A 12,430-nucleotide genomic window follows, 5' to 3' on the forward strand; every position below is an offset into this window, starting at 1 on the left:
GGGGGTTTATAATGATAAGGGCATTGCTTACAAATAAGCTTTTTTTATCTTGTCTTTTATCAGGAATTTCTGCTCAAGTAATCAAATATAGTATCCAAACCGTAAAAACAAGAAAGTTAAAATTAACTCCAGCACATCTTTTAAAAAAAATTTTCCTAGAAACAGGAGGCATGCCAAGCAGTCATTCATCAACAGTTACTGCTCTTTCAACCTCAATTGCATTAACTGAAGGAATAGATACAAATTTTATAATAGCTCTTGCCTTTGCCCTTATTACAATAAGAGATTCTTTCGGAGTAAGATATATGTCTGGAGTTCAAGCAGAATATTTGAACGCATTATCAGAAAAATTAAAAAAAGAAATAAAAATTGACACAACAAAAATAAAAGTGGTCAAAGGACATAAAAAGAAAGAGGTTCTAACGGGCATAATAATAGGAATAGTATCTGCATATATTGTATGCTGTTTGTAGCATAAGGAAAAAATAAATGGTGCGTTTTTTAAGTTTTTTATGTCTAATTGCAACAATACCGCTTATCAATTCCTGCGATTTAGCTCAATTTGGAGATTACAAACCATTATACTTTGCAAATGAAGCCGATCTAAAAACCGCTAATGAATATATAAATTCACAAGGGTATAAAACAATCTCAGAATACACAACTAAAATTGACATTTTAGACTTCCCTGAAAATAAAACAATAACAATAAATGAAATAAGCAAGCTCAACAACCTTGATCTGAGGAAAAATATATTTTTAAAAAAACTGTCCAATCTTTTCAACATAGCAGATAAAAAACTTCTTTATGTTGAAAACAAGTTCAAAAATATAAATTTTAAAAACCTAAAAAAAGCGCTCAATATTAATATTGACATGCATTCTCTTGACCACAAAACAAAAATTAATCTTATATCAATCACAATATTTCTAATCATAATAATTTTATTAATTTTTTTAGACCCAGCAAACTCTACATTTACTTTAATTTTCCTATTAATCTCATCCCTTACCTTTCTAATAAGTAAAGAAATAATGTATTTTTATCCATTTGTGATTCTCTCTTATTTGTTATTTTCAATAATCAATAATTTTAACAAAAATTACAACAAAATATATTTAAAAGAAATAAATTTCTTAACACTAATAACGAAAATAAAATACTTATTATTTTTATTTATATTCACAACTCTATATTTCATTACGATCACAGCCTTTTTTACTACAAATATTGATCCCACTTTTATTGCATTTGTTGCAATAACAACTCTTTGCATTTTTTTAATTTTCAGTTGGATCAAAACAGAAAGCAATTTTAAAGATACGTTCTTATTCCCTATCGAAATTAAAGAGAAAAAAAAAGAAGAAAAAAAAACTTTAAAGCTAAAAATAGCAATACATCTCTTGCTATTTACACTCTCATTAATTCCGTTCACTTATTCAAGCTATATGCTAAATTCTTATAAAAATATCAACTATCTTTACAGTAAAAAATTAAATTATTTTGATTATTTAAATCCTAACAATATTTATATAATGCTAGGATACAACAAAGAAATACCTAACATCGTGGGGTACCTATCCCATATTCTTTATCAAAACGAACTAAAATACAATATTGCCGCTAAATATGGAGAAATTCCTAAAAACATAAAAGAAAATTACTTTGAAATCAAAACCGACAAGATAGAAATTAATCCTAAAACTGTTTATGAAGTAGACAAATCATTTATTGATGAAGCTCTTAAAAAAGAGCTTGCAAATCTGTTTTTAAGAAATAAAAACCCAATCTTAATATATAAAGAAAACAAGAACAATATAAGCATAGATAAAAAAAATTACAAAATACTCTTCTTATTCTCTTTGCCCTTCCTTGTATTGCTATTCCTATTTAAAGCAATAAGATTTACAATTCTTTTAAACATAAATGAAAAAACCTATAAAAAATATATTCAAGGATAATTAGCTGATGTTTGACTTAGAAAAAGTAAAAACAATTTTTAAAAAATATAATAAATACGAGGTGCGCATTGATGAAATTCAAATACCTGAGTATGTCCTAATACCACTTGAAACAGAAAATTCAAAATCCATAATATACATAATTGAAAACCAAAAAATAGAAGAAAATCAAATTTTATCGAAAAATTCAAACATAGAGCTATACACATACACTCCAATATCTGGAATAGTAGAAAAAATATACACGGCCAACTTTCCAGATGGAAAAAAATTAAAATCAGCATTAATCAAATTTCAAGGAAAAATAAAAACCGAAAAAGACACAATTGAAGACGAAATCTCAAGAGAAAAAACCCTATCAAAATTAATTCAACTGGGAATTCCTTGGTTTAACGAAAATTCTTTATTTCAATTTATAAACAAATGTAAAAAAATAGACAAAATGATTTTATTAACAAATGGAAAAGATGGATTTACAAATATTTCAGAAGCATTAATGGCAGAAAAATTAGAAGAGATTCTTTCAGGATTCCAAATAATCGACAAAATATTTAAATTCAAAGAAATAACAATAATATCAAATAAAGACAAATTGAAAAAAGAATTCGAAAAATTGAGTGTTTTTAAAAACAGAAAAATAAAAATTAAATCTTTAGAAAATGCATACCCTTATACAAATCATGAAATGATAATGCACTTTTTATACAATAACAAAAATGCAAAAGATGACATAAACCCCAACAACAATATTTTATTAGTAAATATTGAAGATCTATACAATACAAATCTTGTTATAAAAAACAACAATCCCTATAAAGAAAAATTTATAGCTATAAATGGAAATAAAAAAATAAAAAGTAGAATACTGAAGGTGAAAATTGGAACTTCTTTAAGCCAAATAATAAATGAAAAAATTGATACAAAAAAATATGAAATTTTTTTAAACAATCCAACCAACAAAATAAAAATTAAAACATTAAATATACCAATAACAAGAGATATTTATAGTTTTACCATATTAAAGAAAAAGTCAATATATGACAAAATCAAAGCATTGTTTATATCTAGTTTTTCGCCATTACAAATAGAAAATATTATTTTTTCATACTTAAAAAATGAAAAAATAAATGATAATGGCAAATTAAAAATATTTAAATATACGGACAAAGAAGTAGAAGAAGAAATACATAAAGTTCAAAAAGAAATTAAAGGCAAAATTCTAAATGAAAATCTAATAAATGAAGTAATATACACTGAAAACAATTTAAAAGACATATACTTTACTATCATACTGTCATTATTGCCTAGTCTAATATTTTCTTTCCTAAATAATACAAAATTCATGACAGATACTTTGCTATTAATACTTATTAGCATAGCAATCTATATACCAATAATGCTAAAAATTAATTACAAATGTCTTTCTTTTTTTGTTTACAATGCCTTAATAATAAGCATTATATTACCTTTAAATTTAGAAATTACACTAAAAATAACATCCTTACTATTTGCTTTTTTAGTATTTTTTTACTTTTTAAGACTTTCAGCATTTTTAGTAAATCCTATATTAATTTCTTTTATGTTTTTTGCATTAAATTTTCCAGTCAGTTTTAAGCAAACCTATCAAGAAGAGCTTAAAAGATCAATACCAATAATTCCAACCTGGAATGAAATAATAGACACAAATCCAACCATAAAAAATTTAAAAAGTTTACATACCTTCACAAAACATGAAAATAAAAAAATCGATGCAATTGAAAACTTTTTAAATAAAAACATTTTTTCTGTTTTCAATACCATTGTCACGAGATTTCATATTGAAAGTCTCTTAGGAGTTAATAATGAAAAAAAAATATCTCCAATCTTGCTTTATTTTGGACTCTTATTAATAGTTGGCAAATATATAATTAACAAATTAATACCATTGTCATTTTATATAAGCTTGATGACAATCTCATACATAGCAAATAATATGGGAATGCTAAGCCACATCAGCTCAGATATGTTAACATTGCTTATTTCTCCAGTACCGATGCTCTTAATATTTACAATGGCAACAGAAGTGCAAATAACACCACACTTTAAATTTGAACAAATACTTTACGGAACACTATTGGCATTTACATACTTTTTAACATTAAGCTATATTCCTTTTGAAACTTTATCGGCTATAATATCTATTTTTATCTTACAAATAAGCTCAAGCTTAATAAAAAGCTATAGCTTAACTCTCAAAATTCAAAAAATAATGTATTTTTTGAAAGCAAATAAAGAAAAAGCGCTCAAAATCTCTCTTGAAAATGAAAAGGATATAATAAAATTATGACTGATAATTTGATCACATGCTTGATTATTAACAATTTAACTTTAATACACTTTGTCGGATTTGAGGATATAAAAATAAAAAATAATGCAATCTTAATAAAAAAATATGTCATAATAACAATTACCTCTTTATTAATATATTCAATATCATTTTATCTTTATAAACTGCTTGAAAAGAACAACTTGCTGTTCTTAATGCCAATTTTTTATGTAACTTTAATTTACGTATTGATATTATTATTTAAAGTATTAAATGACATATTTATTATATACAACATAAAATCGAATTATTCAAACGACTTTATGCTCTCAAGTAGCAGTTTAATTGCAATAACATTTTTTGCACTTGATAAGAACAATGGATTTTTTGAGGGATTAGAAATACTTATTCTATCTACACTTGGCGTACTAATAACTTTAATGTCAATAACGTCAATAAAAAAAAACTTTGATAAAAACCCTAAAATCAATATATTGGAAAACGAACCAATATATTTTTTTATAATGTTTATTATATCTTTAATTCCAAATATAATTATATTAATATACAATCATTAGTAGCGAGAGAAATAAAAATGAAAGAAAAAATAAATACATTGTTTAAACAAGCTGAAGATATTTGGAGGAAGCTTTGACAAAAAAGAAATTCAAGCCAAAATCGAAGAATACGAAAAAGAAATAAGCAAGAAAAATTTTTGGAATGATCCTAAAAGAGCCCAAGAAGTTATTAAAGCTCAAAGCATTTTAAAAAACAAAATTGATCCGTGGGAAGAGTTAATCAATAAAATTAAAGACTTAAACGATCTGTGCGAAATCATTGACAATGAAAAAGATACTGTTAGCTTGGAAATCGAATTTAATGCACTAGAAAGACAATACAAAGATTTGCTTACAATTTCTTACTTTAAAGAAGAACTTGATGCAAACAACGCTTTTTTGACCATTCATTCTGGTGCTGGAGGCACTGAAGCATGCGACTGGGTTGCAATGCTTTACAGAATGTATTCAAGATATGCTGAGAGAAAAAAATACAAAACAGAACTTATCGATTTGCTTGAAGCTGAAGGCGGAATAAAATCTGTTACAATAGAAATTAAAGGAAAGTATGCTTACGGACTGTTAAAAAGTGAAGTCGGAATACATCGTCTTATAAGAATTTCTCCATTTGATGCTGCTAAAAAAAGACATACCTCTTTTGCATCAGTATTTATTGACCCTGTTATCGATGAAAAAATAGAAATAATAATCAAACCAGAAGATATAAGAATTGATACATACAGAGCATCGGGAGCCGGGGGGCAACACGTCAATAAAACATCCTCTGCTGTAAGAATAACTCACATTGAAACAGGAATAGTAACTCAATCTCAAAGCGACCGAAGTCAGCACAAAAACAAGGAAATGGCAATGAAAGTTTTAAAATCAAGACTTTACGAATACTATAAGAATAAAGAAGATGAAAAAAACAAATCCAAACAAGACACGAAAAAAGAAATTTCTTGGGGCAATCAAATAAGATCTTACGTATTTCAACCTTACAATTTGGTAAAGGATCACAGAACAAAATTTGAAAATTCAAACACCACTTCGGTTATGGATGGCAATATAGATAATTTCATAGAAGAGTATTTGAAATGGAAAAGCTTAAACTAACACTAACAATATCGTTACTAATATTTACAATATACAAAATACATTCTCAAAGTAATATAGAATACAACTTTTCCTATATCATTAATACAAAAAAAGAAAACATTGACCTTAAAAAAGGAATTGAAAAACAATTAAACAAAATATATGACAAAATAACAGAACATATCGTAAACAATGATGACAAAAACATAATTGAAGATATTTATATAAATCAAGACATAATAAAAACAGAACTTGAAATTAGCAAATTAAAAGAAGAAATGGATAAAAAAAAACTTCAAAATATAATAAACGCAAAAGAAATGCATGACACCAAAACCAAAATTGATGAACTTAAGAAAAATATCCAAAATATTGATAGCAAAAAAAAAGTATTTGCAGAATATTCTAAAAATTTAAAAAAACTAAAAGTAAAATATAAAAAAATCGAAGAACAAAGAAATATCTCAAATTTAAATAAAGAATTTTTTATAAAAGAAGAATTGTTTTTTATAAATTATATTGACCTGAAAAAAATAGAAAATTATTATTTACTAGAAATTAGCAACATTATGTCTGAAAAAATTGAGACTAAAAAAGCGGTATTTAAAACGTCATCTTCTATTAATGAAATTACAGATACAATAATAAACCACAGTTTCAAAGAAATATTAGGTAGAGAATTTTTAAAAATCAATATTAACGTCAAAAACAACCCAGATGCAAAAATCTACATAAATGAAAAATTTGTTTCAAAAGGAATCTATTACAACAATATTTTTGACATTTCTAAAATCCCAAACAAGGAAATTGAAATACAAGTCATAAGTACAAATTTCGAAAACTACTCTACTAGAAGAACGGTAAAAAATGCAGATTCAATAATATTGAATATTGAATTAAAAAGAACAAACTCTAAAAAAGCATCAATTACAAGCAATGTAAAATCTAAAGTTTTTAAAAAAGGCATATTCATGGGAGAAACCCCAATTGAAATTGAAAAACCAGAAAATCAAGACATAATTTTGCTTAAATCTGAAGGATATAAAGATAAATTCAAATTAATAAATAAAGAAGAAGATCAAGTAGAAATAGAAATGATAAAAACTAGCAAAAATAGACTCAGCAGCACAAGAGATAAATTTTACATTAATCTAGCTGTTTTTACATTAAGCACAATAGGAACCATTTTTGCAGGAACATTGCTTAACAACGCAGAATCACTTTATAAAATAGCTGGCAATCACTTTATCAACAAAAATTTAACAGCTGAAGATGTTTATATGGCAAAAGCAGAACAAATGACCGCAACATTTCTATTTGGAGCAGGCATCACTTTAAGTATTGGCAGCTTTATTTCATTAATAACTCATTTAGTAGAATATATTAAAGAAGCAAATCTGGGAGAATAGATTTAACAATTAACAATAAAATAGGAGAACAAACTTTTGGGTATTTTAGAAAAAATAAAAAATTTATTTAAAAGCAATCAACAAGAAAATGTTATTGAAAACCTAGAAGACATTCTTTTAGAATCAGACATTAACAATGAAATTGTAATAGAAATACTAAACAAATTAACAAAAGAAAAAAATAAAAACGAAAAAACTATTATTGAAAAATTAAAAGAACTTTTAAGCAGTTATATTAACACAAAAAAATTTATTCTAGAAGACAACAAATTAAACATTTTGTTAATAGTCGGCATAAATGGAATTGGAAAAACATCAAGCATAGCAAAACTTGCAAATAAATTAAAAAATGAAGGCAAAAATATATTAATATCAGCTGCTGATACATTCAGAGCAGCTGCAATTGAACAAATGAAAATTTATGGGGAACAAATCGGAATCAGAATAATATCTCAAAGCCAAGGAAGCGATCCATCAGCTGTGATATTTGACAGCATCTCAAGCGCTAAGCTTAAAAATTACGATGCATTAATTATTGACACAGCTGGAAGATTGCAAAATAAAGAAAATTTAATAAAAGAGCTTCAAAAAATAAACAATGTAATATTAAAGCAAATAAAAAACGCTAACATCAATTATCAAAAAATACTTGTAATCGATTCTACTATTGGAAAAAATACAAATAGTCAAGCAGAAATTTTCAATAAAGCAATAGAAATAGACGGAATAATAATTACTAAACTAGATTCATCCTCAAGAGCGGGTACAATAATAAATACTTCAAAAATTCTTCAAAAACCTATATACTTTACTACATTTGGAGAAAAAATAGAAGACATTAAAGAATTTGATATCAATGAATATCTTAATAAATTACTATGAAAAAAAACCAATTAATACTTCTTCTATTTATACCACAAATTATTTATGCAAAAAGCTATTTTGCGTCTGATGCATTTTTCAATAAATACCAAAAATTGGATGTAAAACCAAAAACAGGATTTTACATTGAGCATCATTTTATTGATGATATCGATAAACTCTACTTATATAAAGAAACTAATTTAATAAAATACAAGACAATTCAAATCATAGAAAATACAAGAAAAATCACATATTATGATACAAAAGATACAAAAAGAAAAGAAGAAATATACGACAATTTAAATAATAAAATACAAGAAATTGAATATGACAACAAAGGAAAAATTCTTGAAACAGCAAATTACTTTTATGAAAACGGCAACTTAATATCCAAAAATTTAAAAACAATACACCAAAAACCAAAATTAATATATTACTCTAAAGATGAAAATGGTAAATTACTAAAAATAACGGGGTCAAATTTTCAAATTTGGAATTATGGAATTAACGGCGACATAAAATCTACATATTTTGATATCAAAAAATCAACAACAAAAGTGATAAAATATGATGACAAAAAAAGAAATTTAAACAGTGCGATAATTGTTAATAATAAAATAAAATCCAAAGAAAAAAACCAATATCTAGATGAACAAAAAACAGTAAATACCTTTGAAGAAGAAAATACAAAAATTATATCTACCTATCAAGGAAACAACCTAATTAAAGAAGAAACATATAAAAATAATGAACTTATAAAAATAAATGATTTTCAATACAACTCATCTGATATGATAATTCTTCAAAACACTAAAGAGAAGGATAAAGACCAATATACCAATACTAAAATTGAATACGAATATAGCCAAGACAATCAATTAAAAAGCAAAAAAATCTATGAAAACGATATAATTTATCTAAAAACCGAATACCACAATGATAATGAATATGAAGAAGAAATATACTACAATAAAAAGCCCGCTCTTAGAGTAAAACATAAGAATGGAAAAGTTACCGAAGAAAAACCAATGGAAACAAATTAAATGAATATAAGAAGTTTTTTGCTTAAAAGATTAATAATAGAAGAAAAAAACAGTCTAGCCCTCACAATTGTAATAATATTAAGCATTACCTTAGGTGAAATAATAATTATCCTAACAATATCAATCATGAATGGTTTTCAAAACGATTTCTTCCTTAGCATTACAAATGTAGAAAGTGGAAATTTAAAAATAGAAAATGAACTTACTCAAAAAGAAATCAAAGAAATTAAAAAAATTGAGGGAATAAAACATATAAATAAAATATACGAAACACAAGGCATTGGAATTCAAAATTATTATTATCCAACTATTTTGAACATCATTGCGGTTGATATTAAAGATCTCGAAAAAGACCAAAATTTTATTTCATTTACAGGACTTAAAAAAGCTGAACTAGATCTTAAAGACAATGAGATTATTATTGGAAATATACTCTCATACAATTTTAACTTATTCGAAAATGATACCCTGGGATTAATAATCACCGATGAAATAAAAAACCTTATATCATTAGAAAATGATATTAAAAAATTCAAAATAAAATCAATTTTCAAAAGCGATTATGCAAAAACAAATGAAACTTTAATTTTTATGAATATAGACTATTTCATTAAAAATAAAATTTTACATACTTCTAGCATTAACTACCAAATAAAAACAAAAAATTTAAATCCAAGTAGCAAATTAATTGAAAAGATCAAAGCTATTAATCCAAAAATCAAAATAAAAACTTGGAATGAATATAATAAAGAATTCTACAAAGCATTGAAAATAGAACGAAATACAATGTTAATTATTTTAGCAAGCATTTTCATTGTTATTGCCGTTAATACATATTATCTACAAAAAAGAATAATAATAAACAAGAATAAAGCCATTTCAATACTATTAGCCATGGGGCTTAGAGTAAAAAAAATAAAGCAAATTTTTTTTACCCACTCAATAATAATCTGCACTATAGGAGGACTTCTTGGATTGATACTGGGAATTTTAATTTCCTTAAATATAAATGAAATTTTAAAAATAATTGACAACCTGGTAAACACTCAAATAAATTTTTTAAATCAAATATTGGCTTTAAAAATAGATAACATTAAAATACAAATAGTAAAAAATACAATTACTCCTAAATTATTTTTAAGCGATTTAGCATTTACTTTCTGCTTTGCATGCTTTTCTACAATATATTCAAGCATGAAAGCAACAAAAAAAATTGAAAATCAAAAAAACATTGAAACTATAAATGGATCATAAAATGGAAAATATATTAATTATAAAAAATCTTTGCAAGGCATACAAAAAAAATAAAACAAAAATTCAAGTAATAGAAAATTTAAACTTAACTGTAACAAAAGGTGAATTTATTTCAATTCAAGGAAAAAGTGGTTGCGGAAAATCCACTCTTTTTAATATGATTTCAGGAATTGATAAAATAGATTCTGGAGAGATAATATCATGCGGAATATTTTTGAAAAATGCAAATGAAAAAACATTAAGTTTGTATAAAAACAGACAAATAGGTTTAGTATTCCAAAATTATAATTTAATAAATGAGTTTAGTGTATTTGAAAATATAATTTTACCCAAAATTATCTCAGGCCAAGAAACAAAAGAAACCATAAATAAAAAAGCTCTAGATCTAATGAAAACATTAAAAATAGAAAACAGAGCAAACCATTACCCTTCAGAGCTTTCAGGAGGCGAATCACAAAGGGTTGCTATTGCTAGAGCGTTAATCAATGAACCTAATATAATCTTGTGTGACGAACCTACTGGAAATTTAGATTTAATCACAGCTAAAACTGTAGAAAATCTACTTATCAATACAGCAAAAAATTTTAAAAAAACCTTAATACTAGTTAGTCATAATCCTCAATTTGCGAACAAAGCAGATTCAAAATATGAATTCAAAGATAGGACATTGAAAAAAATATGATGCTTTTAAAACTAAGAGAAATTACAAAAATTGCATATATAATTTTCAAAAATTCAACAAATAAAATAGCTTTAATAGGTTCTGGAATATCATTAAGTCTAGTAATGATCCCATTAATTATCGTCTACTATATGTCTAGCAATATTATGACTTCTACTATTAATAAATATATTGAAAGTGAAGGATTTTCTACACAAATAGAATACAACGACACAAATAAAATCCATTACTTAAAAGACAGATTAAGCTCATTTAAAAAAAAATATAATTACAAAGATTTAAATTATTTTTTTGAGAAAAGAACTTATGGAATTATTGGAAATAATAAAAAACAAGGTGTCTTAATAAGAGCAATAGAAAATGAATTCATATTGGAAAACAAATCAATAAAATTAATAAAAGGTAGTAAAAATTTAAAAAAGGATTCTATACTTATTTCAAATCAAATAAAAAATAAACTTAATTTAAATCTCAATGAAAAAATTGACATTTTGATTCCAAATACAAAAAACAATACAATAATACCCAGAATAAAAAAGTTTAATATCTCGGGAATAATTGAAACCGGGCTAAAAGATATTGATAATAATTTAGTGTTAATTTCTTTTGAAAACGAAAATTTAATGTCAAAAAAGTTTTCAAAAAGCATAATTGGACTTGAAATAAATTCCAATTCCATAAAAACCAATGAAATCTTGAAACAGAATTTAGAAACTGAATTTCAAGAATTCCAAATAAACACATTCTATGAACTTTATTTAAATAAATACAATAATCTAGATATAAGTAAAAAACTTTTAATATTCATTATGGCTTTGATTATAATATTTGCAAGCATTAATATATCTTCGTCCCTTTCAATGCTTATTTTTGAAAATAAAAAGAAAATTGCAATACTAAAATCAATTGGAATGAATAATTTAAACATAAAAATAATATTTCTTTTAATATCACTCACATTAAGCACCACCTTTTGTGGGATTGGAATAATACTTGGAAATTATTTAACACTTAAAATATCTTATTTAATAAACTTTGTTGATAATATTTTAAACTTTTTTTTAAAAATATTTGGAGAAGAAAATTCTGAAATATTAAACTCAGAATACTACGTATCTGAATTTCAAATACATTTAAGCTTGAGCTTTAGCTTAACACTTATTGGCTTATATATGCTAATAAACATTTTAACTACACTGATTCCGCTTAAAATTGTCTCAAATTTAAAAGAAAAAGAAATCTTAAGATAATTTTAA

General features: G+C 24.7%; 11 protein-coding genes. All 11 read left to right on the top strand.

Annotated elements, in window-relative coordinates; all coding sequences use genetic code 11:
- Positions 1 to 11 precede the first annotated feature (11 nt).
- The 11 genes from QIA21_RS00960 to QIA21_RS01010 all read left to right on the top strand — a co-directional run bounded on the left by QIA21_RS00960 (position 12) and on the right by QIA21_RS01010 (position 12,424).
- Positions 12 to 473 (top strand): divergent PAP2 family protein, encoded by a 462-nt coding sequence (locus QIA21_RS00960; protein ID WP_091973129.1) that lies wholly within the window; start codon positions 12 to 14, stop codon positions 471 to 473.
- A gap of 16 nt (positions 474 to 489) precedes the next feature.
- Positions 490 to 1,962 (top strand): hypothetical protein, encoded by a 1,473-nt coding sequence (locus tag QIA21_RS00965; protein ID WP_301392797.1) that lies wholly within the window; start codon positions 490 to 492, stop codon positions 1,960 to 1,962.
- 7 nt (positions 1,963 to 1,969) lie between these two features.
- Positions 1,970 to 4,288, top strand: coding sequence for an RnfABCDGE type electron transport complex subunit D (locus QIA21_RS00970; protein WP_301392798.1), 2,319 nt, complete (start codon positions 1,970 to 1,972; stop codon positions 4,286 to 4,288).
- The gene (locus tag QIA21_RS00975; RefSeq protein ID WP_301392799.1) at positions 4,285 to 4,845 is read left to right on the top strand and encodes a hypothetical protein; all 561 of its coding nucleotides are present in this window, start codon (positions 4,285 to 4,287) and stop codon (positions 4,843 to 4,845) included. The genes QIA21_RS00970 and QIA21_RS00975 overlap by 4 nt, the downstream gene beginning before the upstream one ends.
- A 17-nt stretch (positions 4,846 to 4,862) precedes the next feature.
- Positions 4,863 to 5,940, top strand: a protein-coding gene (prfB, locus tag QIA21_RS00980; protein WP_301392800.1) for a peptide chain release factor 2 whose coding sequence is annotated in 2 segments (ribosomal slippage) — positions 4,863 to 4,919 and positions 4,921 to 5,940 — 1,077 coding nt in all. Because the reading frame shifts where the segments join, the coding sequence is not laid out codon by codon here.
- On the top strand, positions 5,922 to 7,331 hold the full coding sequence (locus QIA21_RS00985) for a hypothetical protein (protein WP_301392801.1): 1,410 nt from the start codon (positions 5,922 to 5,924) through the stop codon (positions 7,329 to 7,331). The genes prfB and QIA21_RS00985 overlap by 19 nt, the downstream gene beginning before the upstream one ends.
- A gap of 36 nt (positions 7,332 to 7,367) precedes the next feature.
- Positions 7,368 to 8,213, top strand: a complete 846-nt coding sequence (gene ftsY, locus QIA21_RS00990; protein ID WP_301392802.1) for a signal recognition particle-docking protein FtsY — start codon at positions 7,368 to 7,370, stop codon at positions 8,211 to 8,213.
- Positions 8,210 to 9,238, top strand: coding sequence for a hypothetical protein (locus tag QIA21_RS00995; protein WP_301392803.1), 1,029 nt, complete (start codon positions 8,210 to 8,212; stop codon positions 9,236 to 9,238). The genes ftsY and QIA21_RS00995 overlap by 4 nt, the downstream gene beginning before the upstream one ends.
- A complete protein-coding gene (locus tag QIA21_RS01000) occupies positions 9,239 to 10,492 on the top strand; it encodes an ABC transporter permease (RefSeq protein WP_301392804.1) in 1,254 nt (417 codons plus the stop codon).
- Position 10,493: 1 nt separating this feature from the next.
- Complete coding sequence (locus tag QIA21_RS01005; RefSeq protein ID WP_091973106.1) at positions 10,494 to 11,174, top strand: ABC transporter ATP-binding protein; 681 nt, start codon at positions 10,494 to 10,496, stop codon at positions 11,172 to 11,174.
- Positions 11,171 to 12,424, top strand: a complete 1,254-nt coding sequence (locus QIA21_RS01010) for an ABC transporter permease (RefSeq protein WP_418905521.1) — start codon at positions 11,171 to 11,173, stop codon at positions 12,422 to 12,424. Before QIA21_RS01005 ends, QIA21_RS01010 begins: the two co-directional genes overlap by 4 nt.
- Positions 12,425 to 12,430 lie beyond the last annotated feature (6 nt).

This window comes from Borreliella japonica (assembly GCF_030438115.2).
Classification (GTDB): Bacteria; Spirochaetota; Spirochaetia; order Borreliales; family Borreliaceae; genus Borreliella; species Borreliella japonica.